The sequence below is a fragment of the Pseudomonas baetica genome (assembly GCF_002813455.1).
GTDB classification, from domain to species: domain Bacteria; phylum Pseudomonadota; class Gammaproteobacteria; order Pseudomonadales; family Pseudomonadaceae; genus Aquipseudomonas; species Aquipseudomonas baetica.
The window spans coordinates 4,781,187-4,804,005 of the sequence record NZ_PHHE01000001.1 but is presented as its reverse complement, the minus strand read 5'-3'; the positions used below and the strand labels follow the sequence as shown (position 1 = coordinate 4,804,005).

General features: G+C 60.6%; 27 protein-coding genes. 1 reads left to right on the top strand and 26 read right to left on the bottom strand.

Features of this window, described 5'->3' with window-relative positions; genetic code table 11:
* Positions 1-16 precede the first annotated feature (16 nt).
* The 18 genes from ATI02_RS22250 to ATI02_RS22165 all read right to left on the bottom strand — a co-directional run bounded on the left by ATI02_RS22250 (position 17) and on the right by ATI02_RS22165 (position 14,853).
* Positions 17-484 (bottom strand): phage tail assembly chaperone, encoded by a 468-nt coding sequence (locus ATI02_RS22250; protein WP_100847368.1) that lies wholly within the window; start codon positions 482-484, stop codon positions 17-19.
* Positions 484-1,413, bottom strand: coding sequence for a glycine-rich domain-containing protein (locus ATI02_RS22245; protein WP_100847367.1), 930 nt, complete (start codon positions 1,411-1,413; stop codon positions 484-486). Before ATI02_RS22245 ends, ATI02_RS22250 begins: the two co-directional genes overlap by 1 nt.
* Positions 1,414-1,435: 22 nt before the next feature.
* Positions 1,436-2,002, bottom strand: a complete 567-nt coding sequence (locus ATI02_RS22240; protein WP_100847366.1) for a tail fiber assembly protein — start codon at positions 2,000-2,002, stop codon at positions 1,436-1,438.
* 8 nt (positions 2,003-2,010) lie between these two features.
* The gene (locus tag ATI02_RS22235) at positions 2,011-3,102 is read right to left on the bottom strand and encodes a phage tail protein (RefSeq protein ID WP_100847365.1); all 1,092 of its coding nucleotides are present in this window, start codon (positions 3,100-3,102) and stop codon (positions 2,011-2,013) included.
* A 130-nt stretch (positions 3,103-3,232) separates the two neighbouring features.
* Positions 3,233-3,748 carry a phage tail protein gene (locus tag ATI02_RS22230; RefSeq protein ID WP_100847364.1) on the bottom strand — a complete coding sequence of 172 codons (516 nt, stop codon included), beginning with the start codon at positions 3,746-3,748 and terminating at the stop codon, positions 3,233-3,235.
* Complete coding sequence (locus ATI02_RS22225) at positions 3,745-4,902, bottom strand: phage tail protein (protein ID WP_095188881.1); 1,158 nt, start codon at positions 4,900-4,902, stop codon at positions 3,745-3,747. Before ATI02_RS22225 ends, ATI02_RS22230 begins: the two co-directional genes overlap by 4 nt.
* Positions 4,903-4,913: 11 nt before the next feature.
* Positions 4,914-5,513: a YmfQ family protein gene (locus tag ATI02_RS22220; RefSeq protein ID WP_100847363.1), complete on the bottom strand. Its 600-nt coding sequence runs from the start codon at positions 5,511-5,513 to the stop codon at positions 4,914-4,916.
* Positions 5,501-6,547 carry a baseplate J/gp47 family protein gene (locus ATI02_RS22215; protein ID WP_100847362.1) on the bottom strand — a complete coding sequence of 349 codons (1,047 nt, stop codon included), beginning with the start codon at positions 6,545-6,547 and terminating at the stop codon, positions 5,501-5,503. The genes ATI02_RS22220 and ATI02_RS22215 overlap by 13 nt, the downstream gene beginning before the upstream one ends.
* A complete protein-coding gene (locus ATI02_RS22210; RefSeq protein WP_100847361.1) occupies positions 6,537-6,935 on the bottom strand; it encodes a phage GP46 family protein in 399 nt (132 codons plus the stop codon). Before ATI02_RS22210 ends, ATI02_RS22215 begins: the two co-directional genes overlap by 11 nt.
* Positions 6,935-7,444 (bottom strand): phage baseplate assembly protein V, encoded by a 510-nt coding sequence (locus tag ATI02_RS22205; RefSeq protein WP_100847360.1) that lies wholly within the window; start codon positions 7,442-7,444, stop codon positions 6,935-6,937. The genes ATI02_RS22210 and ATI02_RS22205 overlap by 1 nt, the downstream gene beginning before the upstream one ends.
* A gap of 143 nt (positions 7,445-7,587) precedes the next feature.
* Positions 7,588-8,631: a phage baseplate assembly protein gene (locus tag ATI02_RS22200; RefSeq protein WP_100847359.1), complete on the bottom strand. Its 1,044-nt coding sequence runs from the start codon at positions 8,629-8,631 to the stop codon at positions 7,588-7,590.
* A 3-nt stretch (positions 8,632-8,634) separates the two neighbouring features.
* Complete coding sequence (locus ATI02_RS22195; protein ID WP_100847358.1) at positions 8,635-9,870, bottom strand: DNA circularization protein; 1,236 nt, start codon at positions 9,868-9,870, stop codon at positions 8,635-8,637.
* Positions 9,857-11,755, bottom strand: coding sequence for a phage tail protein (locus tag ATI02_RS22190; protein WP_100847357.1), 1,899 nt, complete (start codon positions 11,753-11,755; stop codon positions 9,857-9,859). The genes ATI02_RS22195 and ATI02_RS22190 overlap by 14 nt, the downstream gene beginning before the upstream one ends.
* 130 nt (positions 11,756-11,885) lie before the next feature.
* On the bottom strand, positions 11,886-12,182 hold the full coding sequence (locus ATI02_RS22185; protein WP_007908778.1) for a phage tail assembly protein: 297 nt from the start codon (positions 12,180-12,182) through the stop codon (positions 11,886-11,888).
* Positions 12,179-12,526: a phage tail tube protein gene (locus ATI02_RS22180; protein WP_007908779.1), complete on the bottom strand. Its 348-nt coding sequence runs from the start codon at positions 12,524-12,526 to the stop codon at positions 12,179-12,181. Before ATI02_RS22180 ends, ATI02_RS22185 begins: the two co-directional genes overlap by 4 nt.
* 67 nt (positions 12,527-12,593) lie before the next feature.
* Positions 12,594-14,090, bottom strand: a complete 1,497-nt coding sequence (locus ATI02_RS22175) for a phage tail sheath subtilisin-like domain-containing protein (RefSeq protein ID WP_100847356.1) — start codon at positions 14,088-14,090, stop codon at positions 12,594-12,596.
* Complete coding sequence (locus ATI02_RS22170; RefSeq protein WP_095188872.1) at positions 14,090-14,272, bottom strand: DUF2635 domain-containing protein; 183 nt, start codon at positions 14,270-14,272, stop codon at positions 14,090-14,092. The genes ATI02_RS22175 and ATI02_RS22170 overlap by 1 nt, the downstream gene beginning before the upstream one ends.
* Complete coding sequence (locus ATI02_RS22165) at positions 14,269-14,853, bottom strand: phage tail terminator protein (RefSeq protein WP_100847355.1); 585 nt, start codon at positions 14,851-14,853, stop codon at positions 14,269-14,271. Before ATI02_RS22165 ends, ATI02_RS22170 begins: the two co-directional genes overlap by 4 nt.
* Before the next feature lie 333 nt (positions 14,854-15,186).
* Between ATI02_RS22165 and ATI02_RS22160 the strand changes: the two genes are divergently transcribed.
* Entirely contained in the window at positions 15,187-16,128 is a 942-nt protein-coding gene (locus tag ATI02_RS22160; protein WP_100846149.1) for an IS110 family transposase, read from the top strand.
* A 47-nt stretch (positions 16,129-16,175) separates the two neighbouring features.
* Here ATI02_RS22160 and ATI02_RS22155 read toward each other — a convergent pair whose 3' ends face one another.
* The 8 genes from ATI02_RS22155 to ATI02_RS22120 form a co-directional block, all read right to left on the bottom strand.
* Positions 16,176-17,192 carry a phage late control D family tail protein gene (locus tag ATI02_RS22155; RefSeq protein ID WP_100847354.1) on the bottom strand — a complete coding sequence of 339 codons (1,017 nt, stop codon included), beginning with the start codon at positions 17,190-17,192 and terminating at the stop codon, positions 16,176-16,178.
* A 9-nt stretch (positions 17,193-17,201) separates the two neighbouring features.
* Complete coding sequence (locus tag ATI02_RS22150) at positions 17,202-17,414, bottom strand: tail protein X (protein WP_100847353.1); 213 nt, start codon at positions 17,412-17,414, stop codon at positions 17,202-17,204.
* A complete protein-coding gene (locus tag ATI02_RS22145; RefSeq protein WP_100847352.1) occupies positions 17,407-17,790 on the bottom strand; it encodes a phage tail protein in 384 nt (127 codons plus the stop codon). The genes ATI02_RS22150 and ATI02_RS22145 overlap by 8 nt, the downstream gene beginning before the upstream one ends.
* Positions 17,790-20,033, bottom strand: a complete 2,244-nt coding sequence (locus ATI02_RS22140) for a phage tail tape measure protein (protein ID WP_100847351.1) — start codon at positions 20,031-20,033, stop codon at positions 17,790-17,792. The genes ATI02_RS22145 and ATI02_RS22140 overlap by 1 nt, the downstream gene beginning before the upstream one ends.
* 129 nt (positions 20,034-20,162) lie before the next feature.
* Positions 20,163-20,744, bottom strand: coding sequence for a phage tail assembly protein (locus ATI02_RS22135; RefSeq protein ID WP_100847350.1), 582 nt, complete (start codon positions 20,742-20,744; stop codon positions 20,163-20,165).
* Between the two features lie 182 nt (positions 20,745-20,926).
* Positions 20,927-21,433 carry a phage major tail tube protein gene (locus tag ATI02_RS22130; protein WP_100847349.1) on the bottom strand — a complete coding sequence of 169 codons (507 nt, stop codon included), beginning with the start codon at positions 21,431-21,433 and terminating at the stop codon, positions 20,927-20,929.
* Positions 21,433-22,599: a phage tail sheath protein gene (locus ATI02_RS22125; protein ID WP_047299931.1), complete on the bottom strand. Its 1,167-nt coding sequence runs from the start codon at positions 22,597-22,599 to the stop codon at positions 21,433-21,435. Before ATI02_RS22125 ends, ATI02_RS22130 begins: the two co-directional genes overlap by 1 nt.
* Positions 22,600-22,601: 2 nt before the next feature.
* Positions 22,602-22,787, bottom strand: coding sequence for a hypothetical protein (locus ATI02_RS22120; RefSeq protein WP_095188863.1), 186 nt, complete (start codon positions 22,785-22,787; stop codon positions 22,602-22,604).
* Positions 22,788-22,819 lie beyond the last annotated feature (32 nt).

Here is a 22,819-nt window from a genome sequence, read left to right as displayed (position 1 = left end):
ACATGCGAGCGGGGCGTCAGCCTGCATCGGCCATCAACCAATGCGGCGCTATCGGTCGAGAGACCGCTGCCGGGAAAGTTCTGGATTCGGGCCAATCGCGCAGCGCTTGTCGGTACTCGAGTAGCTCCAGATATTGCTGGGCCTTGAGCGTCGTGCCCCGGCCAAGTTCCTGCTCATCGCGATGACGCGCCACCCGCCACTCGGTCGCCGCAAGGGACGCATCCCGCCACGGGCGATCTAGTGTCCTTGGGTCTTGCTCTGCAACAACGCCTGCTGCAGTAACCACTGCTGTTTGCAGAACCTCCTGTGTCTTGATTTGCTGCGGCACCTCGCTCAGCGGCGCACCGATTTCGACTTTCATGCCGTCCGGCACCTGCACCATTGTCTCGACGAAGGCCGGGGCGAACAGTTGGGTAATCAGGTAGTCACCGGTATCGATCAGTTCGACCGCGACACCGTTTTCAACTCGTGCATAACGGGCCATTATTCGTACTCCCAGATTTCACAGAAGGCGTTGCCGCCAGCGCCGGCCACAAACGAGTTCGACGCATGGGACGAGCAAGAGCCGCTGCCTCCCGAGCCCCGGTTGCCTGCGACACCCGGGTTGTGTAATCCCTTGTACGGACCGCCACCGTCGAACGGACTCGCGGCTCCGCCTCCGGAAAGCATTCCCCAATTGCCATTGAACATGGCGTAGCCACCGGTGTTACCCCGTGCTTTGGCAAGGTTGCCGCCCGCGACTTCTTGACCTCCGGTGCCGCCCTGAACGTACCCCGAGGATGAGGCCAGCGTATCGATGTTCAAAATCTGTGCGCCGGCCCCCCCCCTGCCACGCTCATGTATGAGCCAAAGGAAGCCCCCCCCGCCTGCCAGGCCCATCGTAGTGCCGGCCGAGCCACCCGCGCCCAACGAGACAGGCACGCCGGCAAGCATTTGTGAAGTCACGTCATACAGGCTTTCCGCATAGGCCCCCGAACCACCACCGCCGCCGATTCGCAGATTGTTGGCCGCGACAGGCACGCACCCACCACCGGATCCACCCGCTCCCACCAAGCGCACACGAATGCGCTTCGCCTTGGGATCGGGTTTATAAACGGTGATCCCGACCGTCTCGATCTGCCTGACCGCCAACAACCGCCCCACCGCATCGGTGATGCCGTAACCCGTCAGCGTGGTCGGGGTATTTTTCAGTTTTTTGAAGTCGACCAGCGCGCCAATGGCGGTTGCCAACTGGTCGGTTTTCGCCTCATCCGGCGTCAGCCCCGCAGCCTTGATGGCATTGAGAATTTCTTGCGTGACACTGTTGCCCCACTCGGCGGGGATCAGCGATCCCGGAGTTCCGGCCACGGGGTTTTCATCGACGAAACCGCCGTTGACCAAGCCCACACCGGGGATTTTTTTGGGGTAGTCCATTGCACTTCTCCCTGTGCAGCCATCAGCTGTCTACGGTTGTGCCAGGTGCGATCGGCCAAGTGATTTGTTCGGGGAAACCAGCCTGTTTTTCGATGCGGTTGAGTTCGACGCTGTAGAACTTCCATTCGAGCAGCAGCAACTGTTCGTCAGGGCTGGCATCACCGATGTCTTCGGCGTATTGCAGGGGGGCGATGCGCAGGACGGCGTCGCGTAGCAAGGTGTCACGCTGAGCAATGACTTTGGTCTTGAAGTCCGCCTGACGCCGGGGTTCATTCAGCACCCATGCGTTGTCCTGCCAGACATGAAATTCATCGGGGCACGGGTCGGCAGTGAGGTCTTCGGGCAGGGCTCCCAATTCACTCCAGGTCTGTTTCGCCCCGTTATCTTTGCGATAGACGATGCCACGCAGGTCGATCAGCTCGCGAGGCACACCGTTGGCCATCGCCCAGGTACGCCCCTGTTCCGCTTCTGGCAATTCGTAAGCCAGTTGAATCGCGTTAGCGGGCAATTGAACGCCGATGCCTGGCGTCACAAAAAACTCCACCGGCCCCACCAGAGCGCCGGCGTCATCCATTAAGTAATTGAACATGCTGAGCCTCAGATAACCTTGATGCGGCCGGGATAGGCGACGTTGCGGGGACGGGACGTAAACGTATACAAAAGCGTGTTGGCAGCGTCCTGCTGGCAACTGGTGCCTGCGGGAAAAATCGGGCCGCCGTTGCTCGGTTTGACCCATGTTTGATTTTCGTGAGTCTGCTGCCCAACCGCAGAAAGGCTGTCAGACCAGCGCGAACCCACCGTCCCGGCGCCGTTTGCCCCCAAGGCATACGAATGCACCGTGCCGGCCTGATTGGTACCCATGACGCGGCCGACGTCAGCGTTACGCCCCTCGTCCAGAACCCGCAGGAATTCGCCGCGCAGTTCCGGGCCTCGAAAGGTCAACGCGCCATCACCTGGCGTCCAGTTACCTTCATTTCCAGCACGGGTTGCCTCGGTATTGAGCATTCCCGAACGCTGGGCGTGATCCCACAGCCATGGCCACTCGGCACGATTCATCAACGTGCCGTTGAGCGCACCATAACCACCGGGGCTCAGCACCACGGTGGTCTCGAAAAACGGCCTGCCCAACGGGGTGTTGTCGAAGCGGCCGATCGGCCACCAACTCCCTGCACCATCACTGCGCAGATGCCACCAGTCCCCACCGCCCATCAATACGAAAAATGGATAACCACTCGGCGAAAGGTGCGTATGGAAACGGATGCGGTCAGTGCCGGATGCCTGGACCATCAGGCGATTGCCACTGTTGTCCACACGACGAACAATCACATCGCGTACACCGAGTGCGACGTTGGCCGGCGGCAACAGCACGGTCAGCGGAGCCGGGCTGCCGTCGATCAGCACAAGACCGAGTTCTTGCTCGATCAACGTTTTGGAAGCAGCCAGTCGAGTGATGACCGAACGCATCGGACTGGCATTCCCGACAATCGCCTGAATCGCCTTGAACAACTGAGTGTTGTCCGCTTCAGAAGCCACCAGCCCACCGCCGGTAATCACGCTCAGGAGTTCCTGAGTCACACTGTTGCCCCACACTGCCGGAATCAAAGAACCCGGCGTGCCCGCCACCGGGTTTTCATCAACGAAGCGGCCATCGACCAGGCCGACGCTGGGGACGCTTTTTGGATAATCCATTGGTCTTTCGTTCCTCTGAAATACAAATGAACCGCGTCCCGAGCGCTGCCATTGCAAGCTCGTCCACGGTCAGTTTCTGAAAATAAAAAAGCCCACGGTGAAGTGGGCTTGGCTGAAGCAGACTGGCGTTTTAACCGGCCTGTTGGCTGACCAGTTCGCGGATTGCCGCAATCGCCTCATCGGCGGCGCTGCGAGCCAGCTCGACCTTGCCTTTGGCTGCCTGAGTACGGATCTGTGTTTTCGCCTTCAGGCGCAACGTGCGCAGGGTCAGCAAATGGTCGGTGAGCTGATCGGCCTTGCCGAGAATCTGCTCGGCAGCCTGTTTGGCTGTGCGTCCTTTGATCACCCAGGCAGCGACCGACAGCGGTACTTCTTTCTTCGGGTAACCGGCGTCCTGATAGGCTTGAGCATCGGCGGCAGCCTGGGCGTATTCCATGGCTTTGAGCGGGTCGCCGGCCAGTTGTGTGCGGGCACTGTCGGCGGCTGCATCGACCCTGGCACACAAACGTTCGGCTTCCTGCTGTTCCAGCAACGCGACTTTTTCCGGATTGACGACCCACTGTTCGCCGTTCCAGTCATGGGCGGCAGACGGCTGCGCGGGGCGCAACTCGCCGTCAATCTGATGGAGTTCCTGAATGACGATCATCGAATGAGCTCCCACTGCAACTGGACGTTCACGGCTTCCCCGAAATTGATCGCGATGCCGGCGCTGTAGTCGGTCAGCGGATGACTTTTGATCCCCATGCTGAAGAGCAATTCATCACTGTCGGCATTGGCTTGCCCAAGATTGTGCTCGGCCTGATAGGACTGCCAGAGCGAGCGCAGGTTGGCGTGATCAAAACTGGCGGTCAGCGTCGAAACCGTGACGTCGTAGAGAATATTGTTGGTGAATATCACGCAAGGTTGCAAAGTGGCCGGGTTCCAGCCTCCCGCATTATTGGAAACGCCCGTTGAAACGGGGGAAAGGTAGCTGTAGTTGCCTCCAGCCCATCCCGTTGCCGGAAACGCGACGCTGGTGACGGCCGTCGATGAGGGCGTCGGATTGCCCACCACCAGCCGAGCTGCACGGGCATGGGGATCCAGCGGCAGAAACACCGCACCGGTGCCGTTGACAGTTTGAGTCCAGGTCAAGCGCGCCCGGTTGTAGATCGCACGCACCGTCGGCACGGAGCCCGGCGCACCGGTGACCACCCAGGCCAAACACATATCCAGCACCGAGCTCTGGAAACCACCGCCAGCAGCGCCGTTGGCCGTTCCTTTCAGAGACTCGGGCGCCACGTCGAAAATCGTCCCGCGCTGGGTATAGAAACTCAGCACACCGCCCACCACCTGCGCCCGCAGAAAATAGCTTGAGCTAGGCAACAGGTCTGCACTGCTCCAGGCCTGAGTCGTGAACGTACGCGAACGCCCCAACTGACCGGCCACCACTTCCTGGCCAATGCTGACGTAGACACCCGCCGGCACCGACACTCGCCCGCCACTGGCCGATGCGGCTGCCGGCGTAATCGGCAACCGGGCATCTGCCGTGGCAACGGTTGGCAAAGGCAACGCCGACAGCGGCAACGCCGAATCCAGATTCCAGCCCTTGGCCGAAACACTCTGGATGGCCTGCAACAACTGATCGTATTTCTTCTCGTCCGGGGTCAAATCCCCGGCCTTGATCACGTTGAGAATTTCCTGCGTAACCCCATTCCCCCACTCCGCCGGAATCAACGACCCCGGCGTCCCCATCAACGGGTTTTCATCAACGAACTTCCCATTCACCAATCCGGCGCTGGGCACACTGTTTGGATAATCCATCCCATCACTCCCTAGTCATAATTGATGTGCACCTTGGTATGCGCTGGCGCGCTGCGGTGGATCAGGCATTCAAGCGCCGAGCCGGGGTTCACGCCGAAGCGCTCGCCCCAGTAACTCGCGCCGAAACGCCGGCCAAGCAGCAGGCGGCCACCGGTGTTGAGTGTCCACATGAATTGCGCTTCCCACGTGCCCCAATGCGCCGCGCCGAACCGTGCACGGCCCATGCGCGGGGCTTCGTGTTCGGTGATGGAGGCGTTGGGGTAGCCCTGGCTTTTGGCGATTTCGAGGTAATAACCGACGGCCTGGCTGCCGACCGCGAGCAAGCGGCGGCGCACGGCGAGGCGGCGGTCGTCGAACAGTGGCGTGGCGCCCAGGCACGGGTCGGGCAGGTCCATCACCCGCTCCCAGTCCGGCACCAGTTCGCTGACGCCGGCCGGGTCCATTTCGTTGAGCAGGTCAGCGGCGCGGGCGTCGAGGCGGGCCAGTTCAACGGCGACGCCTTGCAGCACTTCCTCCAGTTCCGGCACGCGCTCCGGGTCCCATGCCGGGCCGCTCGGCAGCAAGGCACGCAATTGCGCCTGATATTGCGCGGCGGTTCTTATGCCCCCCATACGCAACCTCCGAAGGTCAGCAGTTCACTTTGTCCGGCCGGCACGTCAGCGGCCGGCGCGGTGAGCGTGTGATCGTATTCGCCACCGGCGCTGCTGATGGCTTCGCGGATATGGCTGATCAACAACGGCACGCCGAGGTCAGCCTCGCGGTTGTGCAAATCGCGCAACTGCGCTTCGACGGCGGCGCGCACAGCGGTGGTGTCCGGGTTGACGCTTTTGAAGCGATAGACCACCGGCACCTGAATCGGCCGCTGCACATGCACCTCGGCGGTGACCGGGCGCAGCGGTTCGATGTAGTCCTGAACCTCGGCCAGTTGCTCGTCGTTCGGCACGGGTTGCGGGTCTTCGTCACGCATGATGAACACCGTTACCGTGCCCGGCCCGAGCAAACCACCACGGCACCATGCGCGGGTCACGCCCGGCACTTCCAGCGCCCAGGTTTCGTAGTCGCTGGCCGAGCCGCCATGTGGGATGACGCGATAGGAACGGATCACCCGCGAGCGCAGCGACTCCAGGCTTTCCCGCGCCACACCGCCGCTAAGCCCGGGTGCCAGCACCACGAAACTGTTGCCGACAACACCGGCAATCGGTTGCACCGGCGTCAGCGCCAAACCCGCGTCGGCGTTGCCGATGCTGCCGGCATCCAGCGCAGCGATGGTGGTGCTGTTGCTGCCATTCACCGTGGTGCGCGAAGCGCTGACTTTGTAGGTGCGACCGTCGCTTGATTGCAGCAGCGTATCGACGTCGAGCACCGCACCGGCGGTCGCGGTAAAACTCACACTGCCGGTAGCCACCTGCGCGGGTTTGCGCGGCTGATTCAGGCGCAATGCAGCGATGCGTTCCAGGGTCGATTCATCGGCCTTGTCCGGCAGGATCTGCTCGGCAATCCAGTCGAGATAACCGTACAGGCCGTAAGCGGCGCCGCCTAAGGTGCGGGCCAGCACTTGCGCATCGGACTGGCGCAGCGAATCGCCGGCCAGGTCGCTTTGGGTGCGCTTGATCAGCACCGGTAGCGAAGGGGTTTCAAACGGCATAGATCACCTGCCAACTGTTATCGGGGTTGATGTCCAGACGTTCGCCGTCGGCCAGGGTCAGGACCGTGCGCAGGTTCAGGCGCTGGGCGTCGAGGCGTTCGCTGATGATGTCGATGGCGCTGCAGTGGCCGTCGTCGAGCAGCCATTGCAAGGCTTCGCGGGCATAGAACTCGGCGTCCATCTGGGTCTGTCGGGTCAGCTTGACCCGCCGCAACAGCCACAGCCGCGAGCCGATGCGGTCGTCGGCGACGGTGGGAAAGGTGTCGCCCCACCAGCCGTAGCGTTCGTCATCGTCGAGGGCGTCGTCATCGGCGGCGCGGCGCCAGGTGAACAGGCTGATGAGCACGGCGCGGGTCAGCGCGGCATGGAGGTTATGGCTGATAAACATCATTTGCCTCCTGCCGGCGTACCGGTCTGGCCGTTGCCGGCCTGCACGCCAACGTGCACGTGTTTGATCTGGCTGATGCCGCCAGCGAGTTGGTCGCCCGTGGAGACGATCTTGCCGGTCTGATTGATGACCGGCGTATCGAAGTTCACGGCAGTGCTGGCGCGGATGTTCAGCGTGGCGGTTTCGATGTCGATGATCCGCCCGCGCTTGAAGTGAATCTTGTCGCCCTCGTCGGTGTAGATCGCCACTTCACCGGACGCCAGCGATTGCAGGCGATAGCGGCGGTCGGCGACCACCAGAGCAATGGCGTGGGAACGATCACCGCCGAGGAAGGTGACAACGCCCTCGGCGCCAGCCAGTGGATGACTGGTGAAGCCATAGGGTTCGAAGTGTTCGAGGTCGTCGTTGACCTCCCCGGCGGTGAGGCGCATTTGCAGCGATTGCAGCTTGGATGCCGAATTGGCGAGCACGACAGTGCCGCGCGCCAGCAGGCGTGTCAGTAGGCTCATGGGGTGTCCTCAAGGAGCAGACCCGACACGGACAAAATGTGGGAGCGGGCTTGCTCGCGAAAGCGGTGGGTCAGTCAATAGGGTGTTGGAGCTACCGACGCTTTCGCGAGCAAGCCCGCTCCCACAGGGGTTCGGTGTCAGGCTCAGGTGTTTTTCGGAGGGATTGGATCAGGATCGAAGGTATGCGGCGGCGCGACCTGCAGGGTCGTCACCGAGCCTTGCGCCGACAGCGAATAAGTGACCTTGGAGATCAGCATGTCGCCATCAAACCCGAGCACCGGATCCTTGACCTTGACCAGCGTGTTGTGGCGCCACAGATCACCGTTGGACTGACGCCAGCCCTGCACCTGATAAGTGGTGGACTGCGCCCGCCCCATGCGCGTGGCGCTTTCCCACTGGGCGCGTTGCTGGGCCAGTTCGAAAGTCAGCGCGGTACCCTCGTTGATGATCGTGGTGCGCCGGCGCTTGAAGGTCAGGTCAGCCGCCGTCGATTCAACTTCGCTGACCGCCGCCCCGCTCTTCTTGTCCGAACCTTTTTGCTGGCCGATCACCCGATATTCGGAGAACACCTGGCTCTGATCCATCGGTGCGTTGGCCGACAAAATGTTCTTGCCCAGTTCCAGCGCATCGCTGGCGCGACCACCGCTGCCGGGCTTGGCCAGCACCAGCCGGCCCTGCTCGTCATCGGTGGAAAACACCCGAAACAGCGAGAGCAACCGGTCGATCGACTGAAACACCGTCTCACCCGGCACAATCGTGTGCTTGGCCAGCCTTGAGGTCTCGGGGATTTCGTTGACCACCATCAGCGAATACTCCATCGCCAGCGCCTGCACGATGGTCAGCAACGGTTGTTCCTGCCATTGACCGGGCCGGTTGGTGGCGGCGCAATCGACCAGGTCCTGGGTTTTGGAACTGCCTTCGATACTCAGGCTGATCTGCCGACCGTCATAGCTGATCGGCGCCTTGAAAACGTAACCGGTGAGCACCAGGTCCTTGCCGATTTTCACTTCGCAGGGGTCACCCGGTTTGATCCGTTGATCCACCGTCTGCCCCGGCCATTGCCAAGTGATGTCGAGTTTGAAGGTACGGAACTGGCGCTCCAGATCAGCGCTGATTTCCACGCTTTTCCAGCCGCCGTATTCCATGTTGTTGACGGTCAGCGTGACGCGATTATCCATCTCGCTCATGGCTTACTCCCTGGACACTTTCACATCGTTAGGTGAAAAGCCCGGATGGTTCATCGCGTTGCTCTGAGTCACTTGAGTCACCCGTGTGGCATCGGCAAATTGCTTGTAGGCCACGACCAGCGCCGGCAGGCTTTCCTGGAACGACTTACTGACCTGTCGCACACCGGATGACGCCACTGCCTTGAGATGCGCAATCAGCGCTTCCTTCACATCATTGATTGCCTGGTGATGCTTGGGATCGGCCTTGTCCAGCATCGGATCAATGGCCGCCCCGATAGCCTTCTGCAGCGCTTTCATCTCATCGGTCACCGGCACTTCCTGACGGGTCACCGGTTGATCCGCCTGCTGAGCCACCGACGGTGTCGATGACAATTTCACCGCGGGGGTCGCTATCGGCATCGACGCCACCCATTGCGCCACTTTCACCAGCAGAGTGTCCTGCACCAGATCGGCCATGGCTTGCGCCGCCGCGTTGGTGTCCTTGCCGGTGGTGATCTTCGGCGCATCAGCCTTGCGGATGGCTTCGAGTTGTTGGGACACGTCGGCAATCACGCCACGATAGCCTTCCTTCGCGAATTCCTTGAGCGCCTTGATATCGCCGAGCAAGCCCTTGAACTCGGCCGCCACTTCCTTGGGCAATTCCTTGACCGCTTTGACCAGTTCGGTGATCTGCCGGTACTGCTCGATCAGCGGTTTGAGCTGTTCCTTGATCACCTCGTACACCCCGGTAAGGCTGTTGCGCAGGTTGGCAATGCCGATTCGCGCAGCCTTGATCAGGGTCATCGCCTGTTCGAAGCGCGCCACTGCCGAACCCAACAGTGTGTCGGCTTTGGCCAACAGAACTTTCTGGGTGCTGACGTTGGCGGTCGGAAAAGGCAGCGGTTTATCGGGGTAAAACTTCAACGCGAAAGTCACCAGACCGCCGTCCTGGCGGGTGTGGGTCATGTCGCATTCGCCGACCTTGACTTGCAGGCGGCCGAGCCATGGGTGCACCAGTTCACCACTGCCCGCCTCCAATGCCTTGAGCAACTTGTCGCGCTGCTCCAGGCAATCGGCGCCGATGATGAAGGCCGTCAGATCATGGGTCTTGGCCTGCTGGCCAAGATCCTCGAAATACGGCAGGTCGCGTTGCGGATACTCGTGCAACTGACCTTTGCGACCGACCGGGGTTTTCGCCTGATCGATCCAGAACCCGACACCGCGAAACGATGCCGGCAACAAACGGTCACGCCAGTTCATTGGAACCTCCTGCCGACAGCGAGCGATAGCCAATGCGCGAAGACAGCGCCAGGCCCGGTTGATTGCTTTGCGGTTGATCGGTACGCAGCCCCGCCGGCGCATTTTCGAAGCGCACCGTCAGGCCGCCTTCGAGTTGCGTACGGTTATTGGCGGCGCTTTGCTGGATCAGTGCGCTGGAGGATTGCGGCAAGGAGCCGCCCTGCAACGCCCCGGTGGACGGCGTTTGAGGGTTTGCGCCAAAAAACGCTGGGGCCAATTCACCTTTGCCTTCGGCATTGGTCTGGCGTTGCGCTTGGGTCAGGGTTTCGACCTTGCCGGTGACCTTGGCGATCAACCCGGCGAAACCACCGTCGAACAGTTCCTTGATCGGCGCGATGACGGTTTGCAGCTTTTGCCACAACTCGCCGAACCACTCGGTGATCGGCCCCCAGCTCTCGATGATCTGATCCAGGGGCTTCCATTCGAACAGGGTGTGCAGAAAATCCACGACCGGCGCGGACAACGCCAGCAGTACATCCCACAGCGCCGAAAATACTTCACCGATCGGCTGCCAGTACTGCGCAATCTGCTCCAGCGGCGACCACTCGAACAGGCTGGTGAAAAAGCCTTTGACCTGTTGCACTGACGTTTGCAGAGCCATCCAGATCGGTTCGAAAAATCCAACGACACCGCCCCAGGCGCTGGTGATCATTTCCATCGGGAAAAAATCGAACAACGTCCGCAAAGCCTCTCGGGTGCTTTGTACAGCCGATTGCAGTGCCGCCCACAACGGCTGGAAGTACGCAACGACACTGCCCCAAGCGCTGGTGATCATCTGCATCGGCGAGAAGTCGAACAACGAAACGAAGAACTCTTTAGTCGACTGCGCCACTTTTCGCAGCCCGGCGAACATCGGCTCGAAGTACGTGACAACACCGCCCCACGCACTGCTGATCATCTGCATCGGCGAGAAATCAAACAGGTTTCTGAGAAACGCCATCACCGGCACACTCAAGGCCTTGAGCAATTCCCAGATCGCCGAAAACAGTCCCGTCAGCGGCGCCCAGTTTTCCAGGATCATGCCGGCGGGCGTCCACGAGAACACCGATTTGAAAAAGTCGATCACCGGCGCGGTGACGGTTTTGACCTTGTCCCAGATGCCCGAGAAGAATCCCGTGATCGGTGACCACAACGCCGCCAGTGCATCCAGCGGGCGCCAATCGAGGATCGAGCGCAACGTCGCCATCGCACTCGCCCCCATGTTTTTCACGCCCTCCCACAGGCCCTTGAAGAAAGCGCTGATCGGCGTCCAATTGGCATAAATCAAACCGGCCGCCACCGCGATGCCCATCGCGATCAACATGATCGGATTGGTCTTGAGCACCATGCTCATCACGTCCATCACTTGGGTCATGCCGGTGACGGCGGTTTGCATGGCGGAGAAGGCAATCGCCCCCGCCGCCAGGCCTTCGACCAGTTTCGGGTTATCGGCGAGCAGGCTGCCGACCTGGGTCAGCATCGGTTCCAGTCCGACCACGAGTGCGCCGACCGCCGGCACCAGTGCGGCATCGACGGCGGCCGAAACCTTTTCCATCGACGCACTGAACACGTTCATGTTCTGCGCAGCGGCTTTCGGCGCGGCGGGCAGGTCGACGGTTTTTGCCGTCTCGCTGACGTCGGCCAACTTGCCCTGAAAGGCTGCCGCCGACTTGATACCGTCCACGAACGGCGTGATCACGCTGCCGCCCTTGAACAACCCGCTGATGTCGAGTTTGCCCAGACCGGTCTGCTCGAGATTTTTCTTGAAGCTCTCGACCTTGGCCCGGAGGGCACCGAGCTTGGGCGACAGCTCATCGATGCCGGTAATCAGCACCGATGTTTTCGGTTTGCTATCTGTGTCTGCCATCACTGCACCTGCTGCATCGCATTGATCCGTTGCGCGTGCTCCAGCGATTCGCGGAGCACATCCAGTGGCCTGGCCATCATCTGTTCGGGGTCAACCTTCCAGAACCAGGCCAGGTCATAGGCGACAGCGATCAGGTCGGTGATGGCGCCGACGCCGCACTCATGAAAAAACTCGCAACGGCCCAGCTCAGCGCGTTGAGGTCAGCCAGATCGAGCTGGTTGACCGACGACGGCGGAATGCCGGCGCACACGGCGATGTATTTGGCCGCGACGTCCATGTCGAGGCTGACCTCTTCGCTCTTGTCGATCTTGTACGGCAGCGCCTTGATCGCTCGCACTTCCTGCACCGTCGGACGGCGCAGGACGAGTTCGGTCAGGGGCTCGCCGTGAGCTTCGATCGCAACTTGAAGCTTCACGGCGCCGCTCATTGCCAGGTCCCCTTGATGCCTTCGAATTTCAGTTCGATGGTGGCGTCATCGCCTTTGGAGACTGGCTCTTCGACCAGATACGCGCCGGCCAGTACGTAGACTTTGCCGTTGCTGAATTCGCAGGTGACGGTGATGTCGGTGCCTTCGATCAGCTTCTTCAGCGGGAAGTCGGCGGTGTGCAGCGCGGTCACTTTGAACGACGGTGCGATGTCGGTTTCCTTGTAGAAGCCGGGTACGACGGTTTCGCGTTTGACGGCCATCAGCGGGGCTTCGCAGCCGCCATTGATAGTCAGTTGCGCGCCGTCGACCTTGACGTAGCAGGTGCCTGCAATCAGTTGACCCATGGTGTTACTCCCTTGAATAAAAAAGCCCACGCGAGGTGGGCTGAAGGCTTGACGCTAAACGCGGTTATCAAGCCGCGTCGTCGTACTGCAGACGGAATTGGTTGAGCAATGCGAACACGCGCAGACCGTTGATGTAATCCGGCGGGAACAGCACGTTCACGCGGCTCGGGTCCTGCACGTCGCGCTCGACGATCAGGTGCTCGGCGAACAGCTCGGCGTTCTCCACGTGGCCTTCCAGTTCGAGCTTGGCGTACTGGGCGATCAGCTCACCGCGAATGGTCGCAGGCGTCACGATCGGCTGGCCGGCGCCGAAACGGGTGCCGTCGGAGGCCAGTTTGTGCCGGCCGTATTTGCTGGTGATCACGCTTTGCAGACGACGCACGATGAACGCCGACTGGTGCATGGTTTCGCTGTCCAGGTAGGAGTTGTCGGCCTGGCCGTAAGCGTTTTTCTGGTAGGTGGTGATCGAACGCTGGATGCGCACGTAACCGCCTTCGTAGTAAGCCGTGGCGATGCCGTAGTTGAGCAGCGACTGACGCTCGGTCAGGGTGAAACGCTCGCTCGCCGGCGCTGGGTCGACACCCGGCAAGCTGCCGCTCTGGGTCGGACGGCTGGCGTCGGCCGAGATAAACACCGCGGTGCGCGCAGCCAGTGCAGCCGCTTGTACCCAGAACGGTTGCGGAACACCCGGCTCCAGCGCCTGAATGGTCATGTGCTGGTCATTACGCGCCTGACCGGCCGCCACCAGAGTGCCGACGGTACCGCGCTTGGCGCTGTAGACGTGACCGAACAGTTGCTTGGCCCACGACCAGCGACCGGTGCTGTCATCCATGACCGCTTGCCAGGTGTTGAGGGTCGACAGGTCCGACCATGGCAGTGCGATGAACTCGAATGGCTCGTCACCCAGTGCCGCCACGGCAGCGATCTGATCCGGGACGCCAGCGCCGCCGGTCATGGCGGTGATGGCGGTGGTCAGGCCGGCCGGAGTTTCTTCGCCGTTGCTCTTGCCCAGGCGATTGAATTGCAGGCTGATGTCATTGCCGCTGTCGCCAGTCCATTTGGCAGACAAGGTGACCACACCTTCGGCCGCTGCAGCACTCACCGGGAGATCGGCACTGGCGTTGATTTTCTGCGCCAGCGCAGTGGCTGCCTGAGCGGCGGTGGCACCGTTGACCACGGTGGCTTGCACACGCACGCCGCCGACATACAGGTTGAGTACGCCAGCCTGAGTGGCGGTGCCGGTCAGGGTCAGTACGCCTTTGGCGATGGCACCTTCAGTGTTGTGCAGCGGCAGGCACCAGATCTCGCCGATCGGGTCGGCCTTGCGGAAGGTCTCGTACATCGAGGCGAGCATCGAGCCTTGGCCACCGATGCTCTTGGCCAGCGCGACGCTGGAGACCAAAATCAGTTTGCCGACTTCAGTCGGGGCGATGTTGTCGTTGACCTGAGCCACGATCAGACGACGCAGGGTCGAGCTCGCGCTATTGGCGGCCGAGTTGTCCATTTCGGCATAGAACAGCGGTACACGAATGTCCGCGGGGATGTTGCTGAATCCGATCGCCATTATTTGGCTCCCTGTGGTTTAGCCGCTTTTGCGGTTTTGAGTGTGATATCGCCGTCGGCCAGACGTCGGCGCCACCAGGCGCTGTCCAGCACTTCACGGCCTTCAAGAGGCAGCAGATCGCCCGCCTCCGGGTCTGGCACGGCACGGCCAGCGGCCGGCACTACGGTGATGCGATTGCTCATGGGGTTACGTCTCCAGAGAAAGTCAGTTCCACGCGCCCATCGGGGCCCGGGTGTTTCAGGTTGGGGTCGGCCGGGTCGATCGCATCGACCCGCACGGTGACCCCGGTAAAGGACGACAAACCGTCCAGTTCACGTTCGTGCCAACTCTCCGCAGGCTGACTCGGCAGATTGCGACCGAGCTGGAACTCGGCAAAAAAGCGCAGCCGGTAATAGGCGCGGCTGCTGTTGATTGAGACCAGTTCACCGCCGTCGTAGGCGATGGCGCTGTAGTCGATATCGACTTTGAAACCCACCAGCGCGCGCCACAGTTCGGCGCGCAGGTCGTGCAACCGATCCAGCGCTTTTGTAGCGTCGCTGGCGTCAAGCACCAGGACGATTTCGAAGCGGTCGCGGATCGCTTGGGCGGTGAGGTTTTGTGCGCTGCTGTTGCTGGCCACATCGGCCAGGGGTGTGACGTAGGCCGAAGGTGTCGGCAGATCAGGGTTGCCTTGCAGCAACGCCAGATCGATACCCTCCGCAATGTGATTGGCCAGGCTTGGGCATTGCGCACGCAACTGCGTGAGGATCGGGGTGATCTTCATGGGGATGTTCCAGAATTAGGGGGAGTTAACGCAGAGCCCAATGTGGGAGCGAGCCTGCTCGCGAAAGCGCTGGGTCAGTCGCCATCAATGTTAGATATGCCGGCCTCTTCGCGAGCAGGCTCGCTTGTATGGTAGGACTTGAAGGGAGGAGGAGGGACAAGGCTCGATTCTGACTGTTGACGCAGCACAGACCGTGGGAGACTTCGCCCCTCCTCCTTTCACCCAAGCGCCGATAAAGAATGCATCTGGCTAGACCGACGATAGGAACAAGCCTGCGCCTCTGGGTGAACCCTTCAAGTGCTCAAACCTTATCCCGGAGGAAATCCTGTGGCAATGCCAGTCGCTCTATCAAATCCGATCGTTGGCGTGGATGTCGCCAAAAATGAACTGGTGATTTATCAGGCCGATAGCGATCTGCTTGAAGCGATTCCCAATACCAAAACATCCATCAAGCAGTGGCTGAAGGCCTTGCTCGTCCCCGTGTCTATTGCCATTGAGGCAACCAACATCTACCACCTGGAATTCGCTGATTTGGCCTATGCGGCCGGTTGCACGATTTACATGGTGGGCGGCTATGAACTCAAACACTACCGCGAAGGCGTGAAGATCCGCGCCAAAACCGACGCCTTGGACGCCAAGCTGCTGGCCCGTTACCTGAAGAACGAAGCCGAGGAGTTGCACCCCTGGACCCCGCCATCACCGCTGTACCGCCAGCTCCTGAGCCTTTTCCGCCGCCGCGCGGCTTTGGTCCAGGCAAGGGTCGGCCTGGTGCAGAGCTGGTCGAATGAGCCGCTGTTGAAGGCAGCTTTTGCTGAACAAATAAAATCCATGCAGCGGCTTGAAACGATGATCGAAAAGACGATCAACGATCAGCTCAAACAAGCCGGTTTGCTCGGCCAATTGAAGCGTTGCCTGAAAGTTGAGGGCATTGGATTTCTGACCGGAGCGCGCCTGCTCACGGCGTTTCAGCGGGGAGAATTTAGCAACGCGGATGCGTTTATCGCCTTCCTGGGCATGGATTTACGGGTATCGAAATCAGGGCAAAAGGACGGTCGCCGCAGCTTGACCAAGCGCGGAGACCCCGAGGCCCGCCGACTTTTGCACAACGCAGCGATGTCGGCTAGCCGTACGATAGCCTGGAAAGGGTTTTACGAAGCCCAGAGAGCACGGGGTTTCAGCACCACGCAGGCGTTGGTGATGCTGGCTCGCAAACTTGCTCGGGTGGTATTCGCCTTGCTGAAAGGGCAAAGCGAATATCAGACAAAAGTCAGTTGAGGGCTTCCCCTCAACCATAGAATCTCCCACGGGATGTTGTGCAGGGATCAGGCCTTGGGGTCGAGGCCCGTTGCCTCGATCAGGCAGCGATAGCTTTCCTCGCGCTTGCCGCTGGCGGTGACTTTTTCGATCGACCAGCGACCGCGCATGAAGTCTGGCCAGGTGTCATCGAGCACCAGCAGGCCTTCGGCAGCCAAAAGCGGATCGCCCGGGCAGGTGACCTTCAGCTTGTATTTCTGGCGCAGCATCTTGCGCACTTCGGCTTCGCCGATGGCTTTGGCTTCTTCTTCACTGGCCTGTTTCTGGCGAATGACCTTGTAGGGCTCGGAACCGGTTATCACCTCGCGCAGTTTGCCGGCGGCGATGTCCCAGAAGCAGGTCTTGCAACCCTGGTTCTGGGTACGAGCGGTCTCTTCCAGTGTGGCGCTGATGAAGGCGTGATCACCCGGTCGATTGTTGCTGGTCACCGACAGCCTGACGTCCGGTATCACCTGGCCCGACAGGTTTTTCAGCTGCGCCGGTTTCGCCAATACGTAGAGGTCGTTGAACGGTTTGGCCACCGCGTCGTACTTGAGCGCCAGTCGCGTGATGAAGCTCATGTCGGTTTCGTTCGACTGATCAACATGAGCAATCCGGATCAGCGCCAGTTCGGGATCGACGCGCGGCGAAAAACCGTGCGGCGAGACCAACTGGCGAAACAGTGCGCCAAGGGTGGTGGGGCCATGACTGGCCGTGCGCCGTTCCTTGAATCGGGTCTCATCCTTGCCGCTGAAAGGCGCTGCGGTCGCCACCAGCGTCAAGCGCAACGGGAACAGCGTCGGGGTCAGTCGAGTCACCTTGAACTGGCCCTTTTCGACCAGCCCGGACTCCCGATAGCCCACCCGCAGGCCGATTGTTCCGCCCAGGGTCGGCAAGCCTTCAAGGCCTTCCAGGTCGATCACCAATGTCAGTTGATCGGACTCCATCCCGGCAGCATCAATGTGTTCCCAACTGATCAGGCGCTGGTTCAGCAAGGCCTGGTTGGCGCCGTAGATTTCGATCGCCGGTGTAAATCCCTGTGCCATGCAACCTCCTTAGTCCCAAGCCAGAACCGGTTTGATTGCGGCCGGTTTGCTGTCGAGCTCCGGCAGCGTCACCCAGACACCTGCCGGCAGGATCGAGCCGTGCTCGGCCAGGGTCGGGTTGAGTGTCCACAGGGCTTCTTCGGCGCTGTCATCGCTGCGACCGGTTTCGCGGTACAGCAACAAATTCAGCGAATCACCGGCCACGCTTCGTACCTTACGCATTGTTGAACTCCGACAATCCGATCACCCACTTGATCACCATCGCGGTGCCGTCATCGATGACCTCGCTCTGGTTTTCGTCGATGCTGTTGATTCGCCACAAACCCCAGTTGCGACCAATGCCGTCAATCAACGGCAGCGGTACTCTCAACGCTTGCAGCGCACGCAGCTCATCGAGCCGCTCCATCGCCACGGCGTACATCGCCGTGCCGCCGATGGTCAGGGTTTCCGGCTTCTGTCCGGTCTGATGGGATTTGGGTTTACTGGTGAGGATCTGCAATTCAGTCCAGCCACCGTCGGATTTGCGCGCCAGCGTGCTGTAGGCAAACTCGCGGGACAGGCCGAAGATGAAACTGCCGAGTGCCATTTGTTGTTTCATCAGGCGACTCCATCGGTGAGGGCTGCGTCGCGGCGCGTGGCGAGGGGATTAATACTCATCGCCGGAACGAATTGGGCGTTGAAATGGTTTTCCATGACCTGCGAGATCATCGTGCCAACCTTTTCGGAACTGACAATTTCACTGCCGCTGATCTGAATCGACGGGGCGTAGGTGATTTGCTGATTTTGTGTCTGAGCAGTGGACAAGTCTTTGGCTACCTGCGCCGGCGGGGCAAGTTTGTCCTCAGCGGGAGTCGCCAGTTGTTCACCGACATAAGAACCGAGCATGCCGCCCAAAGTCCCCCCGATGAAAGTACCGATGCCAGGCGCAATCAACGAACCGATCGTGGCACCGATTGCAGTTCCGGCCAGTTCGCCGGCGGCGCCTTTGACCGCTTTGTCGTCACCCTCTCGCCAGCCCTTAAGGCCGGTGTAGGCTGCACTCACGATGGCCTGCGGCGCACCGGCCTTCACGGCCGGCATTGCACTGGCAAGCCTTGGCAGCAAACTGCCGCCGAGACGCTGTACCGCCGGCACCTGTCGGGCGGCAATCTTCTCTATTGAGCGCGGCGTCCAACTGCCGATTTTATCAGCCCACATCTCGAGGCCGATTTTCGCGTTGTCAATGAAGGGCAGCACTCTTGCCGTGACACCCCGCAAACGACCACCCCCGCTGCCTGAACGCGACGATACCCTGGCAGTTTTTTGCCGAGCGGGCGAGCGACTGGTTTTGTTCGTTTTTCGAGGGCGATCACCGCCTTCATCTCCGGTAATCACATCACCGATTTCAGGCGGCAATCGGGTGGTGGCCAGACGCAACAGCTTTGTCGTAACCGCACCGAGCACAGCAGTCGCACCGCTCTTCAGGGCAGCCGCCACAAATGGCACGGTGACAGCGCCCAGCACGATCAACCCTGCGGTGAGGGCGGGGAATGCTTCTGCCGCTGTACTCGCGACATTGACCAACGCCGTGAGCCCGAACGCGAGACCCTCTGTGATCGGTGCCAGTGCGGTACCGAATGCCGTGGTTAGCCGATTGAGACTCGCATCCAACGCATTCCAGCGCCCTTGCGAAGTATCACCAAACGCCTCGGCCGTTTTCGTCGCTGCACCGGCCCCGGAACCCAGTTCCGAGGTTGCATATTGGTGCTTGTCGGACACTCGCGAGAAGGCTGTCTTGACGTCGTCGGGCTTCTTCAACAACTCAAGAATGCTTGTACCGCTCTCGCCAAACAGCGTCTTCGCCGTGGCTGCACGTTCGGGTACGGATTGTTTACTGAGTGCTGCGAGCACCGAATCAATCGCACCTGGCGCATCCGTGCGCATCTTCTCACGCAACGATTCGGGATCCAGGTGCAACCGGGTCATCGCCGAACGCTGTTCGGTTGACGCAGCGTTTCCTTTGCCGAAGGCCGACGTAAAGCTCTTCAATGCCGCACTGGCACCGTCCTTGTCCGCACCGCTGTTCAACAGCGCAGTGGCAAACGCTGCCACCTGTTCCGGTGTCATTCCCGATGCAACGGCACTCTCGCCCGAGCGCTGAACGACCGCGCCGATATCGGCAGGCTTGGCATCCAGACCGCTGCTGCTCAGGTAACTGACCGCATCGGCCAGATCCTGGCCTTGGTATCGATCCAGCTTCAAGGAGGAACGCCAGACCGCGAGCATTTCCCCCGCAGCCTTGACGTCGATCCGGAAGGCCGTGGCATTGATCGCAGCGTCGCCGGAATACGCTCTTAGCTCTGTAGCCCGCTGATCACCCTTGGCACCGTCGGCAATACCAGATCGCGCCCCGACCTGCTGGATTTGCAAGAGATCCGCGCCAGTCGCGCCACTGGCTGCGATCGACCGCTGAGTCGCGAGTTCGAGGGTTTGCTCTGAATGCGCTTGAAGCTGCTCTTTGTTGAGTCCAATCAACTGATTGAGCTCAACCAGTGCGGTCTCGTTAGCCATCGCCGATTGCAGGTTCTTCGGTGGCGGTCGCTGCTCGATTTCCGCCTTGAGTTTTGACTTCGGCTCACTATTGGCGGCTGGCGGCGCCGCGACGACCTTGAACAACGATTGCTGGCTCACCAGCAGCTCGCGCAGCTTGATCTGCTCCTGAGTCAGCAAACGAATATTCACGCTTGCCAAGGACAGCGTCAGGTTAAGGTCCTGCAGCGATTTGCCGAGGTTGGTCGGTAGTGCGTCCGCCGTATTGCCACTCTCACCGGCGTTCGTGAGCGCATATTTGCTCTCTGCCATTGCCGCTCTACTCCTGTTTCACGCCAAGGCGAGTGATCGCTATGTCGTAGCGGCGCAACGCCTTTTCGGCGTCCCATTCCAGAATCTCCGCCTCACTTACCGGGTAAATGAGCGGGACGATATCGAGGATTACTTCGATGTCGCGTTCCGAAAGTAGGCCGCCGGCTGGTTTAAAAAATCGTCTATGCGCACCTGCAATTGGGTCCAGTCCGGGACGGTCAGTAGGGCGAGATCGGGGATCATCAGGCCGGTGCAATGGGCGGTGATGAACTCGGCGCGTTCCTTGGCCGTTTTCAGTTTCTTCATCACTTTGGTGGCACGCAGCACTGGCATTTCCAGACTCAGCGAGGTCAGGGTGCGGCCGGTCACGGCGAGCGGTTGCAGCAGTTGCACCTCATCCGGATCGGCGGATTTTTCCGCGGCTTCGACCTGGTCGAGAAAGTACGAGGCCGGACGGGTCGACATCTCGTGTACGTACTGCGCGATGCTCACGTAGTCCGGGCGTTTGAGCTGGTCGAGTTCCTTGACCGACAGGCCGGTGGCCAGCAGCGCCAGTTCGAAGAACTGATCGTCTTCGTCATCGCCGGCGCGCTCCAGCGCTTCTTTCTGCGCGGCGTAGAACAGCGGCTTGAGCTGAATCTGCTCGATCTGCGCGCCGTCATCGCCGGTGATTGACGACAGCAGGTCATGCTTGGGTGGCATCCACGACATGAATGAATTCCTTGGTGATTCTTGAGGGGGGTGTTGCTTAACATCTGCCAGTCACGCTGATCCATTGTGGGAGCGGGCTTGCTCGCGAATGCGGTGGGTCAGAGCCACAAATTTCGCCTGACACACCGCCTTCGCGAGCAAGCCCGCTCCCACAGGGGTTTGTGCCAGGCTTGCCTACTGGGTTACGGCATCAGCACCGCACGGCGGGCATCACCGAGGATGTCGACGCCGTTGAGCACGAACTTCTGGGTGCGCACGTCGATGTCGATCACCGGGATACCGTTTTCCAGGCGGGTGTAGGTACGGCAGGACAATTCCAGGGTGGTCTTGGGTTTATCACCCATTTTGATCACGCCTTCATCGAGAATCTTCAGCTTGCCGCCGACGGTGTGGTAGGTGAACCACGTGTTGCCATCCTGATCCTGACCGGCTTCACGCACGTTCAACAGAATGTCATCGCCGAGCTTCACGCCCAGTGCGAGCATGATTTCCGGGCCAGCGCCCTGCAGGATCAACTTGGCGCCAAGCGCCTTCGCGCTTTTGGCCATTTCTTCGACGATGAAGCGTCCGCCCGCCATGTTTTCCATGTCGAATTCGATCTTCGGCGGGGTGAATTCCTCCACGGTCGCCGACAGCGGCAGGCCTTGCAGGGTGGCCGCGATGGCCTGGCGATTGCGGTTGGTCAACATTAGAGAACGTCCTCCAGGAACTGCTCGATGATTTCATCGCGGGCGTTGAGCTGATAAACCATGTGTTCGTTCGGCGCGTAGCGGCCGTAGTCGATGACCACGTACCAGGTGCCGTTCTTGTACTTCTCTACGCTGTTGAGTTCCGGGTGCAGATACACGCTGCCGCCAGGAATGGTTTCGTCGGCGACCAGGGTTTGCAGCCAGTCGTTGATGCGCTTGACCTCCTGATCCATGAACGACTTCGTCAGGTTCTTGGCCATGGCTTTCTGGCCGGCCTTGACCAGCTTGCGGCTGATCGCATCTTCAAGGCCGACGTAGCTGATGAACTTGCCGGTAATCGAGCGGTTACCCAGCAGCGAGAAGCCGCCAAGCACAGTGCGGGCGTAGTAGCTGACGCCGTAACGGTTGAGCAGATCGCCTTCAGTGGAGGTGTCGAGGATGTTGTATTCAACAACGCGAGACACGTCTTCGGCGTAGGTCACCTGGTTGCCCGGGCTTTCCCACTGCTTGACCTTGGCCAGCGCGGCAATCGCCAGGCTGGAAGGCGACAGGAAAACGTTTTTCTTCGCCGCTTTCGAGTACACGGCGGGCATGTTGTGCACCACCAGGCAACGGTCGAAACCGAGGTCGGCGCCGCCGAGTTCCTGGCTGTAAGTCACTTGATCAGCGACCGAGGCGTCCTTGCCATCCAGCACCACACGAGCCTTGATGCGCTTGCCGAACGAGGCGAACTCGCTGGCCACCGCTTTGGTGCCGGTGAAGCCCGGCGCGCCGATGATGGTCAGATCTTCCGGGACACTGCCCAGTGCAGCCAGACCCAGTTTGCGACCGGTCGCCGGCTCGACGCCGCCGATCACTGCGTTGACGGTATCGGCCGGGGTAGCACCCGCCTCGACGATCACCACGTACACCGGCACCTTGACCACTTTGAGGATCTGGTAGACGGCGTGATACAGGGTGCCCTCTTCCGAACCGGTCGGATCGAGCAGTGCATGGGTGGTAAAGCTATTGATGCGGAACGGCGCGTTACGCGGAATCAGCGGATCAGCCTTCGGCGCGGTGCCGACCAGACCGATGACGTTGTCACCCAGGCCACCCATGGCTTCGGGGGATTCGGTGGCATTGACGGTAATGCCGTTGTGCTCGAAGTTCAAAACCTCAGCCATGTTCAGTCAGCCTTCTTGGCAGCGGCCTTTTTGGCCTGGGTGGACGATGTTTTCAGTTCCAGTCGACCGGCGCTGTGCAAGGCACTGGCCTCGACGTCGAGCAGATCGAGGTCTTGACCGACGCTCGACCAGTGCCCACCGCCGGTGGGGAATGGGACGAGCACGGTGTAGGTTTGGCGGGTTGCCATTTTTCGTTTCTCCATAAACGGGAAAGCCCCTC